The 26,307-nt window shown below is 35.4% G+C and carries 20 protein-coding genes and 1 riboswitch; of the genes, 17 read left to right on the plus strand and 3 right to left on the minus strand.

What is annotated here, in order from left to right; translation table 11 throughout:
- Positions 1 to 230 precede the first annotated feature (230 nt).
- The 4 genes from glyQ (at position 231) to ACRYLU_RS05335 (ending at position 4,980) form a co-directional block, all read left to right on the plus strand.
- Positions 231 to 1,184, plus strand: coding sequence for a glycine--tRNA ligase subunit alpha (gene glyQ / locus ACRYLU_RS05320; protein ID WP_003130667.1), 954 nt, complete (start codon positions 231 to 233; stop codon positions 1,182 to 1,184).
- Positions 1,184 to 3,205 (plus strand): glycine--tRNA ligase subunit beta, encoded by a 2,022-nt coding sequence (glyS, locus tag ACRYLU_RS05325; protein WP_278216159.1) that lies wholly within the window; start codon positions 1,184 to 1,186, stop codon positions 3,203 to 3,205. Before glyQ ends, glyS begins: the two co-directional genes overlap by 1 nt.
- A gap of 110 nt (positions 3,206 to 3,315) precedes the next feature.
- Positions 3,316 to 3,558, plus strand: coding sequence for a DUF896 domain-containing protein (locus ACRYLU_RS05330; RefSeq protein WP_004255340.1), 243 nt, complete (start codon positions 3,316 to 3,318; stop codon positions 3,556 to 3,558).
- A gap of 44 nt (positions 3,559 to 3,602) precedes the next feature.
- A riboswitch (Fluoride riboswitch) is annotated at positions 3,603 to 3,677 on the plus strand.
- 91 nt (positions 3,678 to 3,768) lie between these two features.
- On the plus strand, positions 3,769 to 4,980 hold the full coding sequence (locus tag ACRYLU_RS05335; RefSeq protein ID WP_445081335.1) for a voltage-gated chloride channel family protein: 1,212 nt from the start codon (positions 3,769 to 3,771) through the stop codon (positions 4,978 to 4,980).
- A gap of 22 nt (positions 4,981 to 5,002) precedes the next feature.
- Here ACRYLU_RS05335 and ACRYLU_RS05340 read toward each other — a convergent pair whose 3' ends face one another.
- Entirely contained in the window at positions 5,003 to 5,590 is a 588-nt protein-coding gene (locus ACRYLU_RS05340) for a nicotinate-nucleotide adenylyltransferase (RefSeq protein WP_004255345.1), read from the minus strand.
- A 540-nt stretch (positions 5,591 to 6,130) separates the two neighbouring features.
- Here ACRYLU_RS05340 and ACRYLU_RS05345 point away from each other — a divergent pair.
- From ACRYLU_RS05345 to ACRYLU_RS05365, 5 genes are all read left to right on the plus strand, one after another.
- Positions 6,131 to 7,603, plus strand: coding sequence for a nicotinate phosphoribosyltransferase (locus tag ACRYLU_RS05345; RefSeq protein WP_038602853.1), 1,473 nt, complete (start codon positions 6,131 to 6,133; stop codon positions 7,601 to 7,603).
- Complete coding sequence (locus ACRYLU_RS05350; RefSeq protein ID WP_029343839.1) at positions 7,600 to 8,088, plus strand: GNAT family N-acetyltransferase; 489 nt, start codon at positions 7,600 to 7,602, stop codon at positions 8,086 to 8,088. The genes ACRYLU_RS05345 and ACRYLU_RS05350 overlap by 4 nt, the downstream gene beginning before the upstream one ends.
- Positions 8,089 to 8,148: 60 nt before the next feature.
- Positions 8,149 to 8,973 (plus strand): ammonia-dependent NAD(+) synthetase, encoded by an 825-nt coding sequence (nadE, locus tag ACRYLU_RS05355; protein WP_038601203.1) that lies wholly within the window; start codon positions 8,149 to 8,151, stop codon positions 8,971 to 8,973.
- Positions 8,974 to 9,102: 129 nt separating this feature from the next.
- Positions 9,103 to 9,804, plus strand: a complete 702-nt coding sequence (locus ACRYLU_RS05360; RefSeq protein ID WP_038601200.1) for an ABC transporter ATP-binding protein — start codon at positions 9,103 to 9,105, stop codon at positions 9,802 to 9,804.
- A gap of 3 nt (positions 9,805 to 9,807) precedes the next feature.
- Positions 9,808 to 12,489, plus strand: coding sequence for an FtsX-like permease family protein (locus ACRYLU_RS05365; RefSeq protein ID WP_445081336.1), 2,682 nt, complete (start codon positions 9,808 to 9,810; stop codon positions 12,487 to 12,489).
- Positions 12,490 to 12,564: 75 nt separating this feature from the next.
- Here the strand turns inward: ACRYLU_RS05365 and gatD are convergent, their stop codons facing one another.
- Together gatD and murT are read right to left on the minus strand one after the other, a co-directional pair.
- A complete protein-coding gene (gene gatD, locus ACRYLU_RS05370; protein WP_098393884.1) occupies positions 12,565 to 13,350 on the minus strand; it encodes a lipid II isoglutaminyl synthase subunit GatD in 786 nt (261 codons plus the stop codon).
- Positions 13,351 to 14,727 (minus strand): lipid II isoglutaminyl synthase subunit MurT, encoded by a 1,377-nt coding sequence (gene murT / locus ACRYLU_RS05375; protein WP_428924066.1) that lies wholly within the window; start codon positions 14,725 to 14,727, stop codon positions 13,351 to 13,353.
- Between the two features lie 109 nt (positions 14,728 to 14,836).
- On the opposite strand from murT, the gene ACRYLU_RS05380 reads away from it, so the two are divergent.
- The 8 genes from ACRYLU_RS05380 (at position 14,837) to ACRYLU_RS05415 (ending at position 26,193) form a co-directional block, all read left to right on the plus strand.
- Positions 14,837 to 15,502, plus strand: a complete 666-nt coding sequence (locus ACRYLU_RS05380) for an acetolactate decarboxylase (RefSeq protein WP_445081337.1) — start codon at positions 14,837 to 14,839, stop codon at positions 15,500 to 15,502.
- A gap of 286 nt (positions 15,503 to 15,788) precedes the next feature.
- Positions 15,789 to 17,612 (plus strand): translation elongation factor 4, encoded by a 1,824-nt coding sequence (gene lepA, locus ACRYLU_RS05385; protein WP_033899449.1) that lies wholly within the window; start codon positions 15,789 to 15,791, stop codon positions 17,610 to 17,612.
- Between the two features lie 66 nt (positions 17,613 to 17,678).
- Positions 17,679 to 18,314 carry an SDR family oxidoreductase gene (locus ACRYLU_RS05390; RefSeq protein ID WP_445081338.1) on the plus strand — a complete coding sequence of 212 codons (636 nt, stop codon included), beginning with the start codon at positions 17,679 to 17,681 and terminating at the stop codon, positions 18,312 to 18,314.
- Between the two features lie 171 nt (positions 18,315 to 18,485).
- On the plus strand, positions 18,486 to 19,952 hold the full coding sequence (locus ACRYLU_RS05395) for an APC family permease (protein ID WP_445081339.1): 1,467 nt from the start codon (positions 18,486 to 18,488) through the stop codon (positions 19,950 to 19,952).
- A gap of 245 nt (positions 19,953 to 20,197) precedes the next feature.
- Positions 20,198 to 22,687 carry a DNA gyrase subunit A gene (gyrA, locus tag ACRYLU_RS05400; RefSeq protein WP_010905763.1) on the plus strand — a complete coding sequence of 830 codons (2,490 nt, stop codon included), beginning with the start codon at positions 20,198 to 20,200 and terminating at the stop codon, positions 22,685 to 22,687.
- A gap of 83 nt (positions 22,688 to 22,770) precedes the next feature.
- Complete coding sequence (locus tag ACRYLU_RS05405; RefSeq protein ID WP_098403288.1) at positions 22,771 to 23,856, plus strand: FAD:protein FMN transferase; 1,086 nt, start codon at positions 22,771 to 22,773, stop codon at positions 23,854 to 23,856.
- A gap of 118 nt (positions 23,857 to 23,974) precedes the next feature.
- On the plus strand, positions 23,975 to 24,721 hold the full coding sequence (locus ACRYLU_RS05410; RefSeq protein ID WP_098403289.1) for a class A sortase: 747 nt from the start codon (positions 23,975 to 23,977) through the stop codon (positions 24,719 to 24,721).
- Positions 24,722 to 24,948: 227 nt separating this feature from the next.
- On the plus strand, positions 24,949 to 26,193 hold the full coding sequence (locus ACRYLU_RS05415; RefSeq protein ID WP_098403290.1) for an XcbB/CpsF family capsular polysaccharide biosynthesis protein: 1,245 nt from the start codon (positions 24,949 to 24,951) through the stop codon (positions 26,191 to 26,193).
- The last annotated feature ends 114 nt before the right edge of the window (positions 26,194 to 26,307 follow it).

A 26,307-nucleotide genomic window follows, 5' to 3' on the forward strand; every position in this document is an offset into this window, starting at 1 on the left:
AGTTTATTTTGCCTTGACAAAATGGAAAAATAGAGCTAGAATTTATAGGTAGCGACTCGAAGATAGTGAAAGTTCGAGAACAATAATGGCTTAACTTAAAACTGTAATGAACACAAATAAAGTAAAAAATAAAGGTGGAACCGTGCATTTGCACCCTTTGTCTCTTTTCGGATTTTTTCGAGGATTGATGAGTGTGTGAATTGCGGTTTTTTGAATTTCGGAGGAAAATAATGGCAAATAAAAAACTAGCATTTCAAGATATTATCTTGACCCTACAAGGCTTTTGGTCTAAACAAGGGGCAAACTTGATGCAAGCTTATGATAATGAAGTAGGAGCAGGAACAATGAGCCCTTACACTTTCTTGCGTTCAAACGGACCTGAACCTTGGGGAGCCGCTTATGTGCAACCTTCACGTCGTCCTGCTGACGGTCGTTATGGTGAAAACCCAAATCGTTTGTTCCAACACCACCAGTTCCAAGTTGTATTAAAACCATCTCCAAAAAATATCCAAGAACTTTATCTTCAAAGTTTAGCTGAACTTGGAATTGATGCTTTAGAGCATGATATCCGCTTTGTTGAAGATAACTGGGAAAATCCTTCAATGGGATGTGCCGGTATTGGATGGGAAGTTTGGATTGATGGGCAAGAATGTACTCAATTTACTTATTTCCAACAAGTCGGAGGAATTGAAGTTGATTCCGTAACTTCAGAAATCACTTATGGTTTGGAACGTATTGCGACAGTTATTCAAGAGGTTGATTCTGTTTATGACCTTGAATGGGGGAATGGCGTAGCTTACGGTGATATTTTCAAAGAACCTGAATACGAACATTCTAAATTTGCCTTTGAAGAATCAAACCAAGAGCTTTTACTTAAACTTTTTGGAGAATATGAACAAGAAGCGCTTGATTTATTAGATAAAGGCTTGGTTCACCCAGCTTATGATTATATTTTGAAATCTTCACATACTTTCAATTTACTTGATGCACGTGGAGCAGTTTCTGTAACTGAGCGTGCAGGCTATATGCATAGAGTTCGTACAATGGCACGTAAGGTAGCAAAAACTTTTATTGAAGAACGTGCAAAACTTGGTTTCCCGCTCTTAAAAGACGAAGCTTTACGTGAAAAATACCTTGGTAAAAAAGGAAAATATACTAAGATTGTAGAAGGAGAAGAAAAATAATGACAAATTACTTACTTGAAATTGGTTTGGAAGAAATTCCAGCACATTTGGTGACTCCTTCAATCAATCAATTATCCGAAAGAGTGGAAACTTTTCTTAAGGAAAATCGTTTAGAATTTGATAAAATTATTAAATTTTCAACTCCACGTCGCTTAGCAATCATTGTTGAAGGTTTGGCAGAAGCGTCAGAAGCGATTGATGAAGAAGTTAAAGGTCCATCTGCTAAAATTGCTAAAGATGCGCAAGGAAATTGGTCAAAAGCGATTCAAGGTTTCTCAAGAGGACAAGGAGCTACTCCAGATGATTTAATCCTTAAGGGTGATTATTATTATGCTAAAAAACATATTGACGGAGTAAAAGCAGAAGAAATTCTGTCTAAAGTTGGCGATGAAGTCATCGCAAAAATGACATTCTCAACTTATATGAAATGGGGAAATAATGATTTTCTCTTTGTTCGTCCAATTCAATGGATTGTTTCACTTCTAGAAGATAAAGTTGTTGCTTTTGATTTATTAGATGTAACAGCAAATCGTTTTTCACGGGGCCATCGTTTCTTGGCAAATGTTGAGGTTGAACTCAAAAATGCAAATGATTATGCTAGCAAAATGCCAGAAAACTTTGTTTTAGTTGATGCTGAACATCGTAAAGCAGAAATTTCAGCTCAAATTTTGGCTCTTGCGTCTGAAAATAAATGGCAAGTTACTTTGCATAAAGATTTATTAGAAGAAGTAAATAATATTGTTGAATATCCAACTGCCTTTGTTGGTTCATTTGATCCTAAATATCTTTCTGTTCCAGCAGAAGTTTTAGTGACATCAATGCGTGATAATCAACGTTATTTTGAAGTTTATAACCAAGAAGGTCAACTCGCACCAAACTTTATCTCTGTCCGTAATGGGAACGCTGAAAATATTGAAAATGTAGTGCTCGGAAATGAAAAAGTTTTGGTTGCTCGTCTTGAAGATGCAGAGTTTTTCTGGAAAGAAGACCAAAAACTTAAAATTGAAGATTTGGTCGCTAAACTTGCTAAAGTAACTTTCCATGCTAAAATTGGTTCAATTACTGAACACATGGCACGAACAAAAGAAATAGCCGCTAAATTAGCTGATATTGCTGGTTTGACAGATGAAGAAAAAAGAGACGTTGCTCGTAGTGCTGAAATTTATAAATTTGACCTTTTGACAGGAATGGTTGGAGAATTTGATGAATTACAAGGGGTAATGGGTGAAAAATATGCACTTTTAGCTGGTGAAAATGCAAATGTTTCTGCAGCAATTCGTGAACATTATATGCCAACTTCAGCCGAGGGAGAATTGCCTGAAACAAAAGTCGGTTCAGTGCTTGCAGCAGCTGATAAAATTGATTCAGTCCTCTCTTTCTTTAATGTTGGTTTAATTCCTTCTGGTTCAAATGACCCTTATGCCCTACGTCGAGCAGTACAAGGCTTGATTCGTATTATTGAAAAAATGAATTGGCATTTCGATTTATCTTTATTTATCGACCAATTTGAAGGTGAAAATCATCTTGAAATTTTGGATTTTGTCAAAGCACGTATTCAAAAACTCTTGCTTGAAAAACTCGATCGTCATGATATTGTTGAAGCGGCAATTAATAGTTCAAGCTTTGATATTACAAACATGATGGAATCAGCTTTTGTCATTGATGGCCACAAACTTCACGAACCTTTTAAACCAGCAATTGAAAATGTTTCACGTTCAATTAATTTGGTTAAAAAAGCAAAAGATATTAAAGAAATAAATCCAACACTTTTTGAAGAAGATGCAGAAGAAGCACTTTATAATGTTGTTATTTCTCTTCAAAATCAATGGACTTATATGCCTGGTGAAGAAAAATTCAGAGCAATTGTTCATTCACTTGCACCTGCAATTGAAACTTTCTTTGAAAGTGTAATGGTAATGGCTGAAGATTTAGCAGTTCGTGATAATCGTATTGCGTTGTTGTCAGAAGTTGTTGCATTAACAAGCGTTATGGCTGATTTTTCTTTGATTAATACAAAATAAAATTGATAAATTTACTGACAGAAAGTTTATTTATGACTCTAAAAAGCTGTCAGTAAAATTTGAGTTCTGTCAGTAATTTTAAAAATATTCATGAAGAAAGGAACTAAGAAATGGCAATTACAAATGAACAAGTAGAACGTATTAATGAATTAGCGCGTAAGAAGAAAGCAGAAGGATTATCAGAAGCTGAGCTTGAAGAACAAGCCCTTTTACGTCGTGCTTACCTCGATAGTGTTAAAGCAAATTTCCGCTCACAAGTTGAAACCATCAAAGTTATTGATGAAAAAACAGGAGAAGATGTTACTCCGGATAAACTTAAAGAAATTCAACGTAAGAATGGGATGCGCGACTGAGCTTTTTCTTGCAAATATTTCATAAAATGTTAAAATAAATATTAATAAATGATGGGTATGGTGCACACCCGAAACCGCTTTAAGAATAAAATCTTAAAACTAATGGCGCCTACAAACAAAAGGCTATCTCCAAGTAGTCTTGTTTGTAGCGCCTTTTGTTTTGTAAAGTATTATAAAGTGAGTTAAACTCACAAACAAGGAGTTTCAAAAATGAATTTTTTTAAAGTAGGAATTTCAAGAAGCGCAATTTTATATGTCTTCTTAGCTGTAATTATTGGGGGATTGATTGGTATTGTTGATGCTATATTTGGTCGAGGGCTTATCTATATTACTGAATTTAGAGATAGTCATGCCCTATATTTAATTCCATTTTTAACCTTAGCTGGTCTCTTAATCGTTTATATTTATAAGAATTTTGGTAAAGACAGCCAAAAAGGAATTGGCCTAATTTTTGAAGCGGGGAATCATGGGCGAGAAGATATTCCAAAACGTCTTGTTCCGCTGATTGTTTTCTCGACTTGGCTTTCTCATTTGTTTGGTGCCAGTGTTGGTCGTGAAGGAGTTGCAGTTCAAATTGGTGGTGTGATTGGACATGCGATTGGTAAAAAACTCTCAGCAAAAGAAGCTAAAAAAATACTTTTGATTACTGGTATGGCTGCTGGTTTTGCAGGGCTCTTTCAAACGCCAATCGCGGCAACTTTCTTTGCTATTGAAATTTTAATGTTGGGTAAAATTGAGTATAGAGCTTTAATCCCAGCTTTGGTTGGTTCATATGTTGCAAGTTGGACTTCAAGCAGTTTGGGATTAGAAAAATTTTCTTTCGCAATCAATACTAACATTCATATTGACCCTTTGGTTCTTTTAAAATTGGCTGTCATTGCCGTTTGTTTTGGACTTGTAGGAAGATTTTTTGCGGAATCTTTAGCTTTTATGAAAGCAACCGTCGCTAAAAGAATTGTTAATCCTTATTATAGAATTATTTTGATGGGAATTGTCATCTCAATTGGTTTACTTGTTATTCATTTGGACCGTTATGCTGGTCTTGGGACAAATTTGATTTCTTTAAGTTTTAATGGTGGACATATCAATGGATATGATTGGATATTAAAATTAATCTTTACGGTTTTATCAATTTCTGCTGGCTTCCAAGGTGGGGAAGTCACACCACTCTTTGCTATTGGTTCAACATTGGGTGCAGCTTTGGCTATGCTCTTTGGTTTACCTGTCGAATTTGTGGCTGCTGCGGGTTATGTTTCAATTTTTTCAGCCGCAACAAACTCTTATTTTGGGCCAATTTTTATTGCTGCGGAGGTCTTTGGCTTTGGTTCGGTTCAATATATCCTACCAATTATGACAATTGCCTACGTTTTGAATGGAAATTCATCCATTTATGCGCAAGAAGTTCTAAATTTGGAAGTTTAAACAAAAAGACGACCTCTCTGGGTCATCTTTTTTTATATAATTTTTCAGTTTTAATGTAATCAATAACGTTTTGAGGTAAGAAGTAAGTGGGTTCAATATTTTTGGCAAACATTTCCCTTAGCATTGTACTAGAAATTGGTAACAAGGGAGCATCAAGCCAAGTAACAGGATAAGGACTTTTGGAGATTGTATCCGTTCTTCTTAAGGCAATGAATGTCACAAGTTTTAGGAGTTCATCAATTTTGTACCATTTGGGAAGATATTCCACCATGTCGCTACCAATAATGAAATAATAATCGGTATCAGGATTAGCTTCAGTCAGGAGTTTGAGCGTGTCATAACTGTAAGATTTTCCACCACGTTCAATTTCAATCAACTCAAGACCGAGTCTAGGATTTTCTTTGATTGCTAACTCAAGCATTTTAACTCGATGTTTTGCAGAAATGGTTTCTTTTTCATCGACATGAGGTGGAATATTTTCAGGCATTAGTAATACCTTATCCAAATTCATTTGTTGGGCAACTTGGTCAGCCATCATTAAATGAGCATGATGAATTGGATTAAAATTTCCTCCTAATAGACCTACTTTTTTTCTGTTCCCTTTATCCATAAGGGGGCTTTCTCCTTAATTTTTGAAATTATTTAATCTACCAATATTTTGAATCAGTCATTTTATATTGTACCATAGCTTGTCGCAATCTATGAGACTAAAGAAAAACTCCTCAAGGGAGTTCTTTATTTTAAGATTCGATTTGGACAATGTATCTACTGTTAATATAATGCTCGGTGTTATCCTCATCAATTACAAGGCAATTTCCGTTGCTGTAACCTTTCTTGAAATGTAAGGCAGAGACGACACTTCCGTCTATTAAGTGGATTTTTACACTATCATTTTGTTTAAGTAGTTTCTTTAAATAACTAATCATAATCCTCTCCTTTCTCCATTACTTCCATTGTAGTACAAAAAACATAAGTGGAGCAAAAATTGAGACTAGTTTTATATAAAATACATGGCAAAATTTAAATTATAATTTATTGTATAATTATAAAGGGTTCCCAGTACAAATTTAGGGCAAAATTTGATAAAATAAAGATTAGAATTGCGTTAAAATCGGTATGATTAGCGGAAGTGAATATGGGAGAAAAAATTATGCCACATCTATATCAAGACGACAGTCTTACATTACATACGGACTTATATCAAATTAATATGATGCAAACTTACTTTGAGCTTGGACGACATCAGCGTCAGGCGGTCTTTGAGGTTTTTTTCCGTGAGATGCCCTTTAAAAATGGTTATGCTGTTTTTGCTGGTTTAGAAAGAATGGTTGATTACTTAAAGAATCTTAAATTCTCGGAAACAGATATTGCCTATTTGCGTGAATTAGATTATCCGGAAGATTTTCTAAATTATTTAAAAGAATTGCGTTTTACTGGAACAGTTAGAGCGATGCAAGAAGGACAACTTGCTTTTGCTAATGAACCTTTAGTGCAAGTTGAAGGTTCGCTTGCGGAATGTCAGTTGGTCGAAACAGCTATCCTTAATATTATAAATTTTCAAACTTTGATTGCTACTAAAGCTGCTCGTATCAAATCTGTAATTGGGGATGACCCTTTGTTGGAATTTGGGACAAGACGAGCTCAAGAAATGGATGCAGCCATCTGGGGAACACGAGCAGCAGTCATTGGTGGTGCTGATGCAACATCAAATGTTCGTGCAGCTAAAATCTTTGGTTTGAAGGCTAGTGGAACACATGCTCATGCTTTAGTTCAATCTTATGGAAATGATTATGAGGCTTTTAAAGCATATGCACAGACACATAAAGATTGTGTCTTCCTTGTTGATACTTATGATACTTTAAGAGTTGGAGTTCCTTCAGCGATTAAAGTGGCGCGTGAATTTGGCGATAAAATTAATTTCCAAGGTGTACGAATTGATTCTGGAGATATGGCCTATATCTCGAAAAAAGTTCGTCAGCAACTTGATGAAGCAGGATTTACTGATGCAAAAATCTACGCTTCAAATGATTTAGATGAAAACACAATTTTAAGTTTAAAAATGCAAAAAGCAAAAATTGATGTTTGGGGAGTAGGAACTAAATTAATTACGGCTTATGATCAGCCAGCGCTTGGTGCAGTTTATAAATTAGTATCTATGGAAGATGAAAGTGGTCAAATGCAGGATACCATTAAACTTTCAAGTAATGCTGAAAAAGTTTCTACACCAGGTAAAAAACAAGTTTGGCGAATCACCAAAAAGGCAGATGGCAAATCAGAGGGGGATTATATTACATTTTCTGATGAACGGCCGGATGTCTCAGAAGAAATTTATATGTTCCACCCACTTTATACCTACATCAATAAAAATGTGCGAGACTTCAATGCCAATCCACTTTTGAAAGATATTTTTGTGGATGGTGAATTGATATATGAATTACCAAGCTTGCAAGAAATTAAAGAATTTGCTCGTGAAAACCTTGAGGAACTTTGGGATGAATATAAACGTGATTTGAATCCTCAACCTTACCCAGTAGATTTGTCACAAGAATTATGGAATCATAAAATGCGCCTAATTTCACAGGTGCGTACAACAGTATCAATGACGAGATTGGATGATGAATGATGAGAATAAGACGAATAGACCTCTGTGATGCAAGACTTTTCTGGGATGTCCAAAAGCAATTAGATACAGAAAGTAAGTTCATGATGCTTGAACCAGAGGAGCGAAGATTTGATTTTAGCCGAACAATTGGTCGAATTTCACGTTTTGATTTTTTAGTTGGTGCTGATGTTGATGGGAAATTTGTTGGATTTCTGTCAGCCAAAAGAGGAAACGCTAATCGAATTAGAAATACGGCTTATGTTGTTGTAGGAATAATTGAAGAATTTCAACACCAAGGAATTGGTTCTCAACTTTTTGAGGAATTAGAAAGATGGGCAAAAGAAAAAGCAGTAAAACGGTTAGAATTAACGGTAATGATTAATAACTATGCTGCGATTGCCCTTTTTCAAAAACATGGATTCACAATAGAAGGCGTTCGTCGTGAGGCTATGTGTGTTGATGGAAAATACATTGATGAATTCTATATGAGTAAAATTTTAGATTAAAAATAGTTAATGACAGAGCTGTCAGTAAAATATAGAAACTGTCAGTAAAAGGAAGATAAAATGACATTACAAAATGAAATTATTAAAGAACTTGGTGTGAAACCAGTCATTGATCCTAAAGAAGAAATTAGGGTGTCAGTTGATTTTTTGAAAGATTATCTAAAAAAATATCCTTTCATTAAGTCTTTTGTATTAGGAATTTCTGGTGGTCAAGATTCTAGTTTAGCAGGTCGTCTGGCTCAAATTGCTATCGAAGAAATGCGTCAAGAAACTGCTGATGAGACTTATAAATTTGTAGCAATTCGCCTGCCATATGGTGTTCAAGCTGATGAAGAAGATGCCCAACGTGCGCTTGCTTTCATTCAACCCGATGTCAGTTTGACAGTAAATATTAAAGCTGCTGTTGAAGGACAAGTGGCAGCCCTCAATGAAGCTGGAATTGAAGTATCAGATTTCAACAAAGGAAATATTAAGGCACGTCAACGTATGATAACTCAGTATGCTGTGGCTGGTCAATATCAAGGAGCGGTTCTTGGAACAGACCATGCAGCAGAAAATATTACTGGATTTTTCACAAAATTTGGTGATGGTGGAGCAGACTTACTCCCACTTTTCCGCTTGAATAAACGTCAAGGAAAAGCACTCTTGGCTGAACTTGGCGCTGACCCGGCCATTTATGAAAAAGTTCCGACTGCAGACCTTGAAGAAGGAAAACCAGGACTTGCTGACGAGATTGCATTAGGTGTGACTTACAATGATATTGATGACTACACAGAAGGTAAAGTGATTTCTGAGGATGCTAAGGCTAAAATTGAAGCATGGTGGAATAAAACACAACATAAACGCCACTTACCAATTAGTGTTTTTGATGATTTTTGGAAATAAAAACAAAAAGATACTGACAGGATTTCTGTCAGTAATTTTTTTATTAAAAATGATGAGGACTTGAATAAGAAGTAAAATGTAATTATGATATAATTAACTAAAACGTTTACAACAAAAAGGAGGAATAAGATGACATTTATTGAAGTGATTAATGAGTCTAAAATCTATCAATCAGGACAAGAGAAGATTTATGCTAATGACCAAGTAAATTTTGAAATTGAAAAAGGAGAATTGGCTGTCATTTTAGGTTCCTCTGGGGCAGGTAAATCAACAGTCCTAAATATTTTAGGAGGAATGGATACAAATGATGAGGGAGAGGTTATTATTGATGAGGAAAAAATCTCTAATTTTTCAAACAAAGAATTGATTACCTACCGACGTTATGCCGTTGGTTTCGTTTTTCAATTTTATAATCTTGTCAATAATTTGACAGCACTAGAAAATGTTGAATTAGCTTCTGAAATTGTCGAAAATGCTCTCGATGCTAAAGAAGTGCTGGAAAGTGTCGGTCTGGAACATCGGCTTCATAATTTTCCTTCGCAACTTTCTGGTGGCGAGCAGCAAAGAGTAGCGATTGCGCGTGCCATAGCCAAAAATCCAAAAATCTTGCTTTGTGATGAACCAACCGGTGCCTTGGATTACCATACAGGAAAACAAATCTTGAAAATTCTTCAAGATATGGCCAGAAAAGAAGGGAAAACAGTTATTATTGTCACGCATAATGCTGCAATTGCTCCAATTGCCAACCGTGTCATTCAAATGCATGATGGAAAAATTAAACAAATTGATAATAATAGTCAACCAGAAGATATCGATAGAATTGAGTGGTAAGCTATGCGAAAAAAAACTTTAAATAAAGAAATTCGCAGGTCAATTACGGGTTCATTAGGTCGCTTTATTTCTATTTTTTCCTTGATGTTGTTAGGGACTTTCGCTTTTGTCGGACTAAAAGTTTCTGGACCCGATATGAGAAGAACAGCGGAAGATTTTTATGCTCAACATCATTTAGCAGATTTAACGCTAACTTCAACTTTGGGATTGGACCATTCTGACCAGCAATTAATTAACGAAAACAAGGGTGTAAAAAAAGCAGAATTTGGCTATTTTCAAGATTTGGTAATCAAAGGAAAAGAAAACAGTCTGCGTTTATTTTCTAAACCAGATGAATTGTCAACTTATGAGTTAATGTCAGGCAAGTTGCCTCAAAAAGATTCAGAAATTGCTTTAGATTATTTATATGACGGACAATATAAAATAGGACAAACCATTGATTTTACCCCTCCCAAATCTAAGGATTCTGATTTGATAAAAAATCATTCCTTTAAAATTGTTGGATTTGTGAAATCAAGTGAATATGTCGATAAAAGTGATTTTGGCTCAACGACAGTCGGAACGGGTAAACTTAATGGGTATGCGCTTGTTACCAAGGAAGCCTTTGATTCTGATGTTTATATGATTGCTCGCCTATCCTATAAAAACTTACAAAATATCTCCATTTTTGATAGCAAATATGATAGCCGTTTAAAAACCGAACAAAAAACCTTAGAAAATACTTTTAAGAATCAACCAGAAAAACGCTTGGCAGCACTGAAAACAGCCCCAGAAAAACAGATTAATGAAGCGAAAACTCAAATAGTTGAGGAAGAAAATCAACTCACTCAGCAAGAAAATCAATTAATCGCTCAGAAGAATGAAATTGGGGAAAATGCATCCGCTCAAGTGATTGAGCAAATCAATGCAGCCCAAAATCAAATTAATGCTGGAAAAGAAAAGATTGCTAAAGCTAAAGCAGAGCTTGCAAAGCAGGAAACAGCCCTAAACCAGCTTGAAAAACCGACTTATCAAATTAATAATCGTAAAGAAGGAAATCCGGGTTACAAGACATTTTTAGATGACTCAACAAGAATTGACAGTCTTTCAAATATTTTTCCAGTAGTCCTTTTTGCGATTGCTCTATTAGTGAGTCTGACAACAATGACTCGATTTGTGGAAGAAGAGCGAGGGAATCTTGGGTTACTGAAGGCTTTGGGATATTCAAACCGTGACATTCGTAAGAAATTTATGGTCTATGGATTAGTTTCTAGCGGTTTAGGAGCTTTAGTAGGAACAATTATTGGACATACCTTTTTGCCGATAGCGGTATTTAATGCTTACACCGCTTCATCTACCTTTATCAATTTACGGTTAACATTCTCTCCTTTATGGACAATAGTTGCTTTTGCGATAGCTATAGCTTGTAGTCTTTTGCCAGCATATTGGGTTGTCCGAATGGAACTAAAAGAAGTACCAGCCAGTCTCTTTTTAGCAAAAGTACCAAAAGCAGGCTCACGGATTCTTTTAGAGAAAATTAATTTTATTTGGGAAAGAATGAGTTTTACTTATAAAGTGACGGCTCGAAATCTATTTCGTTATAAAAAAAGAATGTTAATGACTATCTTTGGTGTCGCTGGCTGTACCGCTTTACTTGTCATGGGATTTGGAATTCGAGATTCCATTTCTGGCTTATCAAATAAACAATTTGGTCAAATTTTGCACTATGACATGATTGCTATTGAAAAAAATAAAGTAAATGATAAAGAAAAAGAAGAGATAAATAAAGAATTAGCCTCATCAGAAATTGAGAATTATTTGCCGATTGCCTTTGAAAATTTAACAAAAGAAGCCAGTGGCAAATTAGAAAAACAAGAGGTTAACTTAATTGCGACAAATCGTTCTGATGATTTATCAAAATACATTAGCTTAAAATCTCGTAAAAATAGTCAAAAAATTGAATTAAATAACTCTGGAGCAGTCCTTTCAGAAAAATTTGCTGAACTTTTAGACCTTAAAGTTGGTGATTCTCTGACACTAAAAGATAGTGAAAATCAGCCTCATAAGATAAAAGTAGCAGCAATTACTGAAATGTATATGGGCCATTATATTTTCATGAATCAATCGGTTTACCAAAAGGTTTTTAAAAAAGATTTTGTGGCAAATGCCCAATTGATTAAGTTGAAAAATGCGTCTACAAATAATATTCAAAAAATGTCAGCTCAATTTATGCAAGAAGACGGAATTCAAGCAGTTTCACAAAATAGTGACCTCAAAAAGGTGATTGAATCCTTTATGTATGGCATTAATAGTGTCATGATTGTTTTGATTACTTGTGCCATTTTACTTGCGATTGTTGTCATCTATAATTTAACAAATATCAATGTTTCCGAGAGAATTCGCGAATTAGCCACAATCAAAGTTTTAGGATTCTATGACCGTGAAGTCACACTTTATATTTATCGGGAAACGATTTTATTAAGCTTTTTAGGAATTCTGGTTGGTTTTGGTTTGGGGGATTATTTCCATCAGGTGATTATGAACCAATTGTCAGCTGACCAAATTATGTTTGCACCGGGATTACTTTGGACAAATCTTTTATTATCGGCAGCAATTACTTTTGCGACTACTCTTTTGCTAGCTATTGTTGTTCATTTCAAATTAAAAGCCGTGGATATGCTTGGGGCTTTGAAATCAGTAGATTAATCATTAAAAATTTTACTGACAGCTTTTTAAGAAATAAAAAATTACTGACAGAAATTTCCGTCAGTAATTTTTTTATTATTTTTCAACTTTACGTTTGAGGTCCCCAATTTGTTGGCCTTTATCTTCGTCAGCTAAAATTTCTTCAAAAGCAGGGAGTCGAATTTCTTCCCCATATTTTTGGTAAAGAGCAGTAGTCACTAAACGATAAGCTAGACGTGCATTTCTTGAAAGAATTGGCCCATGGAAATAAGTTCCAAAAGTATTTTTGTAAATTAAACCTTCGGTTTGGTCATCTGGATTATTTCCACCACCGTAAACAACGGTTCCTAGTGGCTTTTCGTCATCAGAGAGATAGGTAATTCCTGAATGATTTTCAAAACCATAATAAGTTTCACCAAATTCTTCATTGTGAGTTTCAATATCACCAATAAAACGGTCAGTTCGTAAATTTTCAGTATAATGTCCAAGAATTCCCGTTCCTTGAATTTTTGTCCCTTCGGAATTAACATAGTACTGACCGAGCATTTGATAACCACCGCAAATTGCAAGAAGTGGTTTTTCAGATTCAATGTAATCTTTTAAAGGTGCTGACAAGTCATTCAATGATTGGTCAGCAATAATTTCTTGCTCATAATCTTGACCACCACCCCAGAAAACAAGGTCATAATCTTCTTTTGCAAAAGTATCACCTAAAGAAACGATATTGAAGGTCATCTCTGCCCCTAATTTTTCTCCGACATACTTGAGCATGAGAATATTTCCATTATCACCATAAGTATTCATTAAATCACCATAAAGATGAGCCACATTGAGGGAATACTTTGGATTTTCAAGATTTGATTTTAAAGAGATATAAGCCATTTAACGCATTTCCTTTCCAAGATAATGACCCTCAGCCAATAATTCACGCATTTGTAACATGGCAGTGTAAGTTGCCAAAATATAAACATGCTCTTTTGGACTCTCTTTAATTGCTTCTAAGACTTCTGAAAGTTCCTTGCGTTCAGAAATATTTTCGGCATTAAATCCTGTCACACGCATTCTTCTAGCCATTTCAGATGAACGAACACCACCTGTGATAATTTGATCAATTTCCATATCATTAATTAATTCAAAATTAGCATCCCAAATCCAACTTGTGTCAATTCCGTCAGCATAATTGGCATTTAAAAGGCTAACTAAAGTGAAAGGATAATTGGCTAATTTCATCATTTCAAGGGCTTGATTAGCACCTACTGGATTTTTAATCAAAACAATGGTTACTTTTTTTCCATCAATTTCAAGCGTTTCTTGACGACCAAAAACTGCTTTGGAAAGTTCAAAACCAGCCGCAATTGTTTCTTTTGGCACATTGAAATATTCAGCGACAGATACAGCAGCAAGAGCATTATAAATATTATAAAGTCCGCCAACATTAATTTTATAATCTGTCCCATCAATGACAAATTTAGAAGAAGTATTTGTAATCTCTGATAATTCTGTCAGTTGATAATCTAATTGTGGACGACTAAAGCCACAATTTTCACAGATATAATTTCCTAAGTTAGCATAGGTATTCATCTTGTAAGCCAAAATATGATGACAAACCGGACAAACAATCCCCTCAGTATTGTAATGAGCATGAGTAGGTTCATGGCTTTCATGGTTGAAACCATAGTATTTTACAGGATTAACTAATTTTTTTGAGTTGAAAAGTGGACTATCGCCATTTAACAAAACCGTCCCTTTGGGACTATTTGCCGCACCCTTGACAATAAAGTCATAAGTAGTGTAAATCTCGCCATAGCGGTCCATTTGGTCACGGAAAATATTAGTAAACACAAATAACGAAGGTTTGATATATTCAGTGATTTTTGGCAAACTCGCTTCATCAATCTCAAGAACAGCAAATTTCTTCCCATTCGCCGCCTGAACGCTCCCTTTTCGGTCGCCTCCAGCTTTGGGAGCTTTCAAAAATGTGGATACAATCCCCGTAATCATATTAGCCCCAGTTGGATTTGTCACAACCGGTCCAAAAGCCTTTTCTAAAATCCCCACGGTCAGTGCTGTGGTCAATGTTTTTCCATTTGTCCCAGTCACAACAATGATTTCATAATTTTTTGTCAGTGATTTAAGAATTTCAGGATCAAATTTTAAAGCAATTTTTCCTGGTAAAGTTGAACCGCGCTTGAAAAATTTTTCCAAGACAAAGCGTGATGAATTACCAGCAAACTTTGCAAATGAAGTTTTTATTGTCATAAGCAATATTATACCAAATACAGGGATTTTTTGCTCTATAAAATTTGAAAAAAATTTATAAAACATATTTGATACTACTAACAAAAAAAAGTGATAAAATAATATCATTATGAATAGCAGAATATTCCAACACAATACTTTTACGACACTTTCTAGTGGTTTTTATAAGGGGACGATTACCCTCAAAGAAGCACTAGAACACGGCTCAGTCGGTATCGGCACACTTGATACTGCAAATGGAGAAGTGACCATTATCAATGGAATCGCTTATCACGGGGACTCAGAAAATCATGTTCGATTAGTTGAAGAAGATGAGACAATGCCTTATGTGGCAATGGTCGAACATCAGCCAATCGCAAAATTTACTGACAGCTCTGTCAGTAATTCAGAAGATTTTCTGTCAGCACTGACCAAGCGATTTCCAACAGCAAATACCGCTTATACTATTGTTATGACTGGTCAATTCAAAGAAGTGACAGTTAGTAGCAAACCAGCCAATAACACTCGTCCTTATGACGAAATTATGGCTGACCAACCTTATTTTACAAAAGAAAACATTTCTGGAATTATGGTTGGAGTTTGGGCGCCAAAACATTTGACTGACCTTTTTGGTCTTGGTTTTCACTTACATTTTGTCAGTGATGATAAAACTTTTACCGCACATGTCCAAAATTTCATTACAGAAAATCTTGAGATTGAAATTGGTAAAATAACCAAAATTGACCAAGAATTTCCTGACAATGATGAAAACTTTGACCAGCACTTATTTCAATAATTTTGTCTGATATAGAAGACGGAGTTCTCAAATTTCATTACTATTTAATTGAGAATCCAATAATTTGATTAAAATGTAATTTATAGAATATTTTGCTATAAAATAAAAGTAATTATAGCTCTCACAGAACCGCTCTCTACATAATAAGAGCGGTTTTTTATTGCAAAATATGCTATAATTATTCTAACTGATTTTTAGTTATAAAAAAGCAAAAAGAAAGTTCAGTGGATGAAAAGTAAATTTCAAACCAGTTTAGGTCCACAAGAACTCTTATAAAGGAATCAAAATGAATCTACAAGAAATGAACGCGCGTAAGGAAAAAATTCGTAATTTTTCGATTATCGCCCATATTGACCACGGAAAATCAACACTTGCTGACCGTATTCTCGAGCAAACTGAAACTGTTTCAAAACGAGAAATGCAAGCCCAACTTCTTGACTCAATGGACCTTGAACGTGAACGCGGAATTACCATTAAATTAAATGCTATCGAGTTAAATTATAAAGCCAAAGATGGTGAAACTTATATTTTCCACCTCATTGACACGCCAGGTCACGTCGATTTTACTTATGAAGTTTCACGAAGCCTCGCTGCCTGTGAGGGAGCAATTTTAGTTGTTGATGCCGCACAAGGAATCGAAGCCCAGACCCTTGCAAATGTTTATCTTGCTTTGGATAATGACCTTGAAATTTTACCAGTCATCAATAAGATTGACCTACCAGCTGCTGACCCAGAAATGGTCCGTCAAGAAATTGAAGATGTGATTGGTTTAGATGCTTCTGAAGCCGTTCTTGCTTCAGCCAAAGCTGGGATTGGGATTGAAGAAATTCTTGAACAAATCGTTGAGAAAGTTCCTGCCCCTCAAGGTGAAGTTGATGCTCCGCTCAAAGCTTTGATTTTTGACTCAGTTTATGATGCATATCGAGGCGTTATTCTTCAAATTCGGGTCATTGACGGCTCGCTTAAAGTTGGGGACCGTATTCAATTGATGAGTAACGGTAAAGAATTTGATGTCACAGAAGTTGGTATTTTCACACCAAAAGCTGTTTCTCGTGATTTCTTGATGGCTGGAGATGTTGGTTATGTAGCAGCATCTATTAAAACCGTTGCGGACACACGTGTCGGAGATACCGTGACCCTCGCATCAAATCCAGCAACTGAGGCCCTAAAGGGTTATAAAGAAATGAACCCAATGGTGTTCGCTGGGATTTATCCAATTGAGTCAAATAAATTCAATGACCTCCGTGAGGCACTTGAAAAACTTCAATTAAACGATGCTAGTCTTCGTTTTGAACCTGAAACATCGCAAGCGCTTGGTTTCGGATTCCGTTGTGGCTTCCTCGGTCTCTTGCATATGGATGTCATTCAAGAACGTTTAGAACGTGAATTTGGTATTGATTTGATTATGACCGCGCCATCCGTTGTTTATCATATCAATACAACAGACGGTGAAACCCTTGAAGTAGCCAACCCATCAGAATTCCCAGATCCTACGCGCATTGAAAACATCGAAGAACCATTTGTTAAAGCTCAAATCATGGTACCAAATGATTTCGTTGGTCCGGTTATGGAATTAGCTCAACGGAAACGTGGAATTTTCCTAACAATGGATTATTTAGACGCAAATCGGGTCAATATCATATATAATATTCCATTGAGTGAAATTGTTTTTGATTTCTTTGATAAACTTAAATCATCAACTAAAGGTTATGCCAGTTTTGATTATGAAATTTCTGACTATCGTCCATCAAATCTTGTGAAAATGGACATTCTCTTAAATGCCGAAAAAGTCGACGCCCTAAGTTTCATTGTCCACAAAGACTTTGCCTTTGAACGCGGAAAAGTCATTGTTGAAAAACTTAAAAAACTCATTCCACGTCAACAATTTGAAGTGCCAATTCAAGCGACTATCGGAAATAAAATCGTTGCTCGTTCAGATATTAAAGCTCTTCGTAAAAACGTATTGGCCAAATGTTATGGTGGTGATATTTCCCGTAAACGAAAACTCCTTGAAAAACAAAAAGCCGGTAAAAAGCGAATGAAAGCCATCGGTTCAGTAGAAGTCCCTCAAGAAGCCTTCTTATCTGTGCTCTCAATGGATGAAGAATAAAACATCTTAAAATCACCATCAAGGTGGTTTTTTGTTACAATAAAAGAAGTAGAAAAGAGGTAGAAAATGAAAATATTTATCGTTGGAAGTACCGGACGTGTAGGTAAAAGTTTGCTTAAATCTCTCTCAACAACGGACCATCAAATCTATGCTGGAGCAAGAAAAGTTGAGCAAGTTCCTCAATATAATAATGTAAAAGCGGTTCATTTTGATGTTGATTGGACACCAGAGGAAATGGCCAAGCAATTACATGGAATGGATGCTATTATTAATGTTTCAGGCTCAGGTGGAAAAAGTTTATTGAAAGTTGACTTATATGGGGCTGTCAAACTCATGCAGGCAGCTGAGAAAGCAGAAGTGAAACGATTTATCTTACTAAGTACGATTTTTTCTCTTCAACCAGAAAAATGGATTGGTACCGGCTTTGATGCATTAAAAGATTATTATATTGCTAAACATTTTGCTGATTTATATCTTACTAAAGAAACAAATTTAGATTATACAATCATTCAACCTGGAGCATTAACAGAGGAAGAGGCAACAGGATTGATTGATATTAATGATGAGGTTTCTGCAAGTAACACGTTAGGCGATGTGGCAGATACTATCAAAGAATTAGTGATGACCAATCATTCAATTGGAAAAGTCATTTCAATGCACAATGGAAAAACACCGATTAAAGAAGCTCTTGAAAGTCTTTAAACTTTTCTTAACATTTAAAAGATACTTAAAAATTTATGTATCTTTTTTGATTACAGTAAAAAATTGACAGGAGAGTCTGTAATATTTTATAATTTTAATGACGCTTAAAAGAAAGCGCTAAACAATAAATTGTCAATGTCCGCGATTTATTCAAAAAATTTAAGGAGTTTTATGGACACAAAAAAAATTAGATGGTTTACCGTCGCATTCATTGCCTTTAACATGGTTTGGGGGATGGGGAGTGTTGTTAATAACTTTGCCCAACAAGGAATTACTGTTGTTACCTCATGGCTGTTAATTTTGGCTTTGTACTTTATTCCCTATGCACTTATTGTTGGTCAACTGGGTTCAACTTTTAAAGATAGTAAAGGTGGGGTCAGTTCATGGGTTGAAAATACCAGTACAAAACGCTTGGCTTATTATGCCGCATGGACTTATTGGGTAGTTCACATTCCTTATTTGGCTCAAAAACCACAAGCGATTTTGATTGCTTTTGGTTGGGTGGGTCAAGGAAACGGAAATCTGGTTAATCAGATGTCAATGACCGCTGTTGCTCTGGCTTCCTTAGCAATTTTTTTAGCTTTCTTATGGTTGTCAACAAAAGGGTTAAATACTCTTAAAGTGATTGGTGGGCTTGCGGGAACAGCAATGTTTGTTATGAGTTTACTTTTCATTGTCATGGCGATTGGAGCACCTTTTATCGCAAAAGATTTCCACATTGCAACGCCTGACATGGGAAATATTAAAACTTATATCCCTAAATTTGACTTCAGTTATTTCACAACTATCTCAATGCTGGTTTTTGCTGTCGGTGGTGCTGAAAAAATTTCTCCTTATGTTAATCAAACGAAAAACCCAGCAAAAGAATTTCCAAGAGGGATGTTTTTACTTGCCGGAATGGTTGGTATCTGTGCCGTCTTAGGTTCGATTGCCATGGGGATGATTTTCTCAAGCGGTAATTTACCAAATGACTTGATGGGTAATGGTGCTTATGCCGCATTCCAAATTTTAGGTCAACACTTTGGTGTCGGAAACTTTTTAATGATTGTCTATGCTTTAACTAACGGTGTAGGACAAATTGCTGCCTTAGCTTTCTCTATTGATGCGCCATTACGCATTTTGCTTGCTGATGCTGACCCAGAATTCGTTCCAGCATGGTTGCGTAAAAAAACGAACAAAGGAACGCTTAAAAATGGTTATACATTAACAGGGATTCTTGTAAGTATCATTATTCTTTTACCATTACTTGGAATCGGTGATATGAATGAATTAGTCAAATGGTTGACTAATTTAAATTCAGTCGTGATGCCAATGCGTTATCTTTGGGTCTTCTTTGCCTTCATTATGTTAAATCGGGCAGTAAAACATTTCCAATCTGAATATAAATTTATCAAACAAAAACGTCTCGCCATGATTGCTGGTGCTTGGTGTTTTCTCTTTACACTCATCGCCTGCGTGTTAGGAATGGTTCCAAAATTAGACTATGCTGCTAATCCATCTGCATGGTGGTTCCAACTTGCATCGAATATTTTGACACCAATTGTCTTAATTTTACTTGGTATGCTTTTACCTTTCATTGCTCGTCGTGAACAACGCAAAGCAAATGCTTTTGATTTAAATCCGCTCAATGTGGAATAAAGCCAGATTATCCCTGATTTTTTCAGGGTTTTTTTGATGTTTTTTTAGATTAAAACAAAAGGATAAGTATTCTTAAAAATATCTAAGGATTAATTGTAAAAACTAGTCTAAATCTATGAGAAAAGCTGACTTTTCGTGTGAAATTTGGTATAATATAGTTAATCTGTTTGTCAATTGGGGCAAACTCTTCCGAAAGCAAGAAAGGAAAGTAAAATTTCATTTTAATGAGATTTTACAAGGCAAACATGCAAGACAAAAATGTTATCAATGTCAATTTAGTTGAGGAGATGAAGACGTCATTTCGTGACTATGCAATGTCAGTTATCGTTGCACGGGCACTTCCTGATGTACGTGATGGTTTAAAACCCGTTCACCGTCGTATTCTCTACGGAATGAATGAACTTGGAAATACTCCAGATAAACCACATAAAAAATCGGCACGTATTGTCGGTGAAGTTATGGGTAAATATCACCCACACGGAGATAGTTCAATCTATGAAGCAATGGTACGTATGGCTCAATGGTGGTCTTATCGTCATATGCTTGCTGACGGACACGGTAACTTTGGTTCAATGGACGGAGACGGTGCCGCAGCGATGCGTTATACCGAAGCTCGTTTAAGTAAAATTGCTATGGAAATGTTGCGTGATATCAACAAAAATACCGTTGATTTCATGGACAATTTCGACGGTACTGAACGTGAACCGCTCGTTTTACCTGCTCGTTTTCCAAACCTTTTAGTTAATGGAACTACAGGGATTGCCGTTGGGATGGCAACAAACATTCCACCACATAATCTGGGTGAAACAATTGATGCAGTAGATATGCTCATGGAAAATCCAGAAGCTTCAGTTACTGATTTGATGTCTGTGATTCCTGGTCCTGACTTCCCAACAGGGGCTTTGGTTATGGGGAAATCCGGTATTCGTCGTGCTTATGAAACTGGTAAAGGTTCGATTACATTACGTGCAAAAACCCACATTGAAGAAATGGCTGGTGGGAAAGAACGTATTGTTGTGACTGAATTACCATATATGGTCAACAAAGCACGTTTGGTTGAACATATTGTTCGTTTGAACCATGAAAAACGAATTGAAGGATTGACTGCGGTTCGTGATGAATCCAACCGTGAAGGAATTCGCGTGGTTATCGAAGTTCGTCGTGACTTATCAGCACACGTTATCTTAAATAATCTGTTCAAACTAACAAGTTTGCAAACTTCATTTGGTTTCAATATGTTGGCTATCGAAAAAGGAATTCCTAAAATTCTTTCTTTGAAAGAAATATTAGTTGATTATATTGAACATCAAATAGAAGTTGTTGAACGTCGTACAGCCTTTGATAAAGCACGTGCAGAAGCACGCGCACATATCTTGGAAGGTTTACGTATCGCTCTTGATAATATTGACCGTATCATTACAATTATCCGTGAATCACAAACGGATGCCATTGCACAAAAAACAATGATGGATGAATTCCTCCTCTCTGAAAAACAATCGCAAGCTATTCTTGATATGCGTTTGCGTCGTTTGACCGGATTGGAACGTGATAAAATTGAGGCGGAATACCAAGATTTAGTTGCTTTAATCGCTGACTTAGCCGATATTTTGGCAAAACCTGAACGTGTTAAGAAAATTATTCGTGAAGAATTAGAAGAAGTTAAACGTAAATTTGCTGACAAACGTCGAACAGAATTGTTAGTTGGTGAAGTTCTTACTCTTGAAGATGAAGATTTGATTGAGGAAGAAGATGTATTGATTACTTTATCAAATAAAGGATATATCAAACGTCTAGCTAATGACGAATTCCGTGCCCAAAATCGTGGTGGACGTGGTGTTCAAGGAATGGGAATGTCTGATGATGACTTTGTTCAACATTTGGTATCTACATCAACACATGATCATTTACTCTTCTTTACAAATCTTGGACGTGTTTACCGAATGAAAGGATATGAAATTCCTGAATACGGTCGGACAGCAAAAGGATTGCCAATTGTCAATCTCCTCAAGCTTGATGATGGTGAAAAAATTGCAACAATTATCAATGTTGACCGTGATCAAGCGGCGAAATATCTCTTCTTCACAACACGCAACGGAATTGTTAAACGAACTTCAACGAGTCAATTTAGCAATATTCGGACAAATGGTTTGAAGGCATTGAAACTTCGTGATGGCGATGAGTTGATTAACGTGCTTAGAACTTCGGGTGAAGATGAGGTGATTATCGGAACTCATTTGGGATACTCAGTTCGCTTTAAAGGTGCAGTTGTTCGTGATATGGGACGTGCAGCAGCTGGTGTTAAAGGGGTTAACCTCAGAGAAGGCGACTATGTTGTCGGAACTTCACGAATTGATGACAGTCAAGAAGTCCTTGTTATCTCAGAAAATGGTCTTGGTAAACGAACTCAGGCTTCGGAATATCCAACAAAAGGCCGTGGTGGTAAAGGGATGAAAGTCATGAATGTCACAGAAAGAACTGGTAAATTAGCTGGTTTAACTGCTGTCAATGGTGACGAAGATTTGATGGTTATTACAGATACAGGGGTTATTATCCGTACAAATGTGGCTAACATTTCTCAAACTGGTCGAGCTGCCCAAGGGGTTAAAGTAATGCGACTTGATGATGAAGCACAAATTGTAACCTTTGCACTTGTAGATCCGGTCATTGAAGATGAAGAAGTTGATGCACCAGAACTTACTGATGAAACAATTTCTACTGACAATAACGAAGAATAATTGAAAAGAAAGTCTGCCAGTTACTGACAGACTTTCTGACTGAATAAGATGGTGCTGACAGCTCTGTCAGTAAAAATTAGAGAATGAAAAAAATAATAATTTGGGTTCTAGCAGCACTTAGTTTAATCAGCTTAAGTGCTTGCGCTAATGGAAAATCAAGTCAAAAAGATAATCGTAATTTATTAACGTCACCAATTAATGAAGACGTGACGACAATGGGAACTTACATTAAAATCACTGTTTATGACAAAGGAAAAGAAGCTGCAGTTGAAAAGGCTCTAAAACTTCCTGTTGAATATAATAATTTAACAACCGTTAATCAATCAGGTTCACAAATTGATGAGATTAATCAAAGTGCAGGAATTAAACCTGTCAAGGTGAATTCAAATGTATATGAATTGGTTAAAGCTGGTTATAACTATTCAGCTAAAGATTTAGGTTATGATATTACAATTGGTTCGCTGACAAGTCTTTGGAACATTGGAATGGATAATGCTAGAAAGCCTGCTCAATCAGAAATTGATCAAGTTTTACCTTTAATTAATTATCATGACATAAAGTTTGATGATAAAAATGAAACAATTTATCTGACAAAAAAAGGTGTTCGTTTGGACTTGGGTTCCATTGTCAAAGGGTTTGTTGCCATGAAAATGGTTGATTCACTCAAAAAAGATGGTGTTACCACAGGGATTGTCAACTTGGGTTCTAGTTCGATTTATGTGATTGGTCATTCACCGAGAGGTGCTGACAGTCCGTGGACAATCGGAATTAAGAATCCAAATGATCCAACTGGGACTCAAATGGGGATTATTAAAGCTTCTAATGAACACGTCAATACTTCAGGGATTTACGAGCGATATTTAGAAGTCGATGGTCATAAATACAGTCATATTTTAAATCCTAAGACAGGCTATCCTTTTGAGAATGATATTGCCAGTATCACCTTGTTAATTTCAGGAAAAGATAAGACCAATGGTGATGGTTTGTCAACAATGATATATGCCATGGGAACCAAAAAAGGTTACGAATACGTTGAAAAGTTGAAAAATGTTGAGGCTGTATTTGTCGATAAAGATAATAAGGTTTATATTACACCTGGACTGAAAGACAAATTCCAGCTTTCAGATAAAAAAACATTTGAAGTTGGTAATATTACAAAAATAAAATAAATGTTTGAATCTTGCTATATGCAAGATTTTTTTGTAAAACAATTAAAACTTTTGACTCAGAACTTAAAGCATGGTACAATAAATAAAAAGAGTACACAAAAAGACAAGGTGGGCAAAAATGGCAGAGCGTAAAAAAACTAAAAGAGGAAAATATAATTGGCTGTTAAATACATTTATTGTTCTTTTATTTATAGTGGGATTAGTCTTAATTTTTAATAAGCCAATTCGTAACATGTTGATTGCAACAAATAGTAATAAATATCAACTTCATAATGTTTCACAAGAAAAGATAGAAAAAAATAAAAAAGCTGATGTAAGTTTTGATTTTGCTGCGGTAAAATCAGTGGATTTTCAATCAGTCCTTACTAACCAGTTTAATAGTCAACCTCTACCTGTAATTGGTGGTATTGCAATTCCCGAATTAAATATCAATCTTCCTATCTTTAAAGGGGTTGGAAATACTTCACTTTTATATGGAGCGGGAACAATGAAAGCTGACGAAGTCATGGGTGAAGGTAACTATAGTTTAGCTGGTCATAATATGACTGGATTTACTTCTGACTTATCTATCTTATTCACTCCGTTAGAGAAAGCAAAAGCAGGCATGACAATTTATGTGACTGATAAAGATAATATCTATCAGTATAAAATTGATAAGATTGATGTAGTGACGCCAGAACATGTTGAAGTCATCAATGATAGCCCAGGTAAAAAAGAAATCACTTTAGTAACCTGTGCCGATGCTGAAGCAACTCATCGAATCATTGTGCATGGAACTTTTGTAGATAAGACATCTTATGATAAAGCAACCGATACCATGAAAAATTCATTTGAAACCAAATATAATCAAATTAAAAATTTCTGATTTAAGAAATCTAAATCAAAAAGTTCCGTGAAACTCACGGGACTTTTTTTATTTCAAAGTAATTGATTAAAAAAGAGAATAGGAGTATAAAATTATTGTAAAATAAAGTAAAAAAAGTAATTTAAATAACATATTGAGAGTGAAGATATATCTTACAAAATTGTAGTTCAAATCGTAAAAGCAAATGCAACAGTTATCATAAATTAAACAAAAAAGGGAAAAACAAAATGAATGAAGATTTATATAATTTTTTACTGGGAAAAATATTTTATTTTTGTCAATTGCCAAGCTATACAAAATGGGGAATCTGGTCATTTGAAGCTGATGGTAAGATAAAAGGAATGCATAGTGACTTTGAACAAACATGGAAAATTGAAAATGAGCGGCTATTAATTTTAGATAGTCAAGGGCACGTCACTTGTATTTTTGAAGGTCAGATAGAAAAAATGCAAAAAAGTCATTTGCTTCGTCCAGGAATGGAACATTTTCAAGTTGCTTTGATTGCTACTGATTTAATCGGTTATGATTATTTTGATAGCCTTTGCCCGATTGAAAATGATTTAGTTGCAGCATGTATGGAAACAGAGTCAGTGGCAAATGAAAAACTACGTCAGCTTCTTTTAGAAGATAAAACCATTGACGGTTATTATGCCGGTCGAGCTTACGCTGTTAAGAGAAAAGATTTAGAAATTGGATTAAAGCAATATAAAGGAGTTTTTTATGACTTAGAAATTCCACGAAACCAGCCTGATTTTTTTACTAAAAAACTTTTGGTTTGGTTTCCAGGACTATTAAGCTACAATCACGGGAATGCTCGGGAAAACTTCTTTCCTAACCCTTTTGAAGGAATTACAGGCTCTATTGCTAAAAATACAGTGGTATTAAGAATTGCAGATAGTAATTTAATTAATGGCTCTTATTATCTTAATACCCCAAATTTTAAAGATTACGAGCAGAATATTCAAGAACTCATTGAAAAAACAGCCAAAGAAGAAGGAATACTTAGAGAGAATATACTATGTGCTGGTTCTTCCCGTGGGGGTATGGGTGCACTTTATCATGGATTACTTGGAAATTATGCACTTGTATCAATGGATCCTGTCGTAGATCGTAGTCCCTGGTTGCAATCTGCTGATGTTCAATTAATGTTCGATTGTATTCCTGTTTCATTCGTAGATAAACTTAATCAATTATTGGAAAAAACAAATTTATCAGCTGAAAAAATACAAGTAATAACAAGCCCTCAAGTTCCGATTACTTATCCATTTATTATTCAGTTAAAGATTTGGAAGTTAGCACTTAAAACTTATCGTATGAAGTTGACAGATGAACAATTTGATTATCAGCCCTATGGTGGGAAAATGCATGGAGATTTTGTAAATCGTAATATCCCCCTGCTCTTGATGAAAATTAATGAATTTCTTTATGGATGCGATTCAATAGAGAATACGATAGATGAAAAAACCTTGTAAATAATCAAGGTTTTTGATTATCCTCCGAATATAAAAATGGATGAAAAAATATTGAAAAAATGATATGATAACGACATATATTAATTATTTTTGGATAAAAGTTATTTGATAGAA

This window comes from Lactococcus sp. KTH0-1S, assembly GCF_052544945.1.

Bases quoted from the DNA above. Each gene is read 5' to 3' on its own strand.
- ACRYLU_RS05365 (WP_445081336.1), top strand. From the start codon at position 9,808: ATGCGAAAAAAAACTTTAAATAAAGAAATTCGCAGGTCAATTACGGGT.
- gyrA (WP_010905763.1), top strand. From the start codon at position 20,198: ATGCAAGACAAAAATGTTATCAATGTCAATTTAGTTGAGGAGATGAAG.
- ACRYLU_RS05405 (WP_098403288.1), top strand. From the start codon at position 22,771: ATGAAAAAAATAATAATTTGGGTTCTAGCAGCACTTAGTTTAATCAGC.
- ACRYLU_RS05360 (WP_038601200.1), top strand. From the start codon at position 9,103: ATGACATTTATTGAAGTGATTAATGAGTCTAAAATCTATCAATCAGGA.
- nadE (WP_038601203.1), top strand. From the start codon at position 8,149: ATGACATTACAAAATGAAATTATTAAAGAACTTGGTGTGAAACCAGTC.
- glyS (WP_278216159.1), top strand. From the start codon at position 1,184: ATGACAAATTACTTACTTGAAATTGGTTTGGAAGAAATTCCAGCACAT.
- ACRYLU_RS05350 (WP_029343839.1), top strand. From the start codon at position 7,600: ATGATGAGAATAAGACGAATAGACCTCTGTGATGCAAGACTTTTCTGG.
- ACRYLU_RS05380 (WP_445081337.1), top strand. From the start codon at position 14,837: ATGAATAGCAGAATATTCCAACACAATACTTTTACGACACTTTCTAGT.
- glyQ (WP_003130667.1), top strand. From the start codon at position 231: ATGGCAAATAAAAAACTAGCATTTCAAGATATTATCTTGACCCTACAA.
- ACRYLU_RS05390 (WP_445081338.1), top strand. From the start codon at position 17,679: ATGAAAATATTTATCGTTGGAAGTACCGGACGTGTAGGTAAAAGTTTG.
- murT (WP_428924066.1), bottom strand. From the start codon at position 14,727: ATGACAATAAAAACTTCATTTGCAAAGTTTGCTGGTAATTCATCACGC.
- ACRYLU_RS05340 (WP_004255345.1), bottom strand. From the start codon at position 5,590: ATGGATAAAGGGAACAGAAAAAAAGTAGGTCTATTAGGAGGAAATTTT.
- ACRYLU_RS05395 (WP_445081339.1), top strand. From the start codon at position 18,486: ATGGACACAAAAAAAATTAGATGGTTTACCGTCGCATTCATTGCCTTT.
- ACRYLU_RS05345 (WP_038602853.1), top strand. From the start codon at position 6,131: ATGCCACATCTATATCAAGACGACAGTCTTACATTACATACGGACTTA.
- ACRYLU_RS05330 (WP_004255340.1), top strand. From the start codon at position 3,316: ATGGCAATTACAAATGAACAAGTAGAACGTATTAATGAATTAGCGCGT.
- gatD (WP_098393884.1), bottom strand. From the start codon at position 13,350: ATGGCTTATATCTCTTTAAAATCAAATCTTGAAAATCCAAAGTATTCC.
- lepA (WP_033899449.1), top strand. From the start codon at position 15,789: ATGAATCTACAAGAAATGAACGCGCGTAAGGAAAAAATTCGTAATTTT.
- ACRYLU_RS05415 (WP_098403290.1), top strand. From the start codon at position 24,949: ATGAATGAAGATTTATATAATTTTTTACTGGGAAAAATATTTTATTTT.
- ACRYLU_RS05335 (WP_445081335.1), top strand. From the start codon at position 3,769: ATGAATTTTTTTAAAGTAGGAATTTCAAGAAGCGCAATTTTATATGTC.
- ACRYLU_RS05410 (WP_098403289.1), top strand. From the start codon at position 23,975: ATGGCAGAGCGTAAAAAAACTAAAAGAGGAAAATATAATTGGCTGTTA.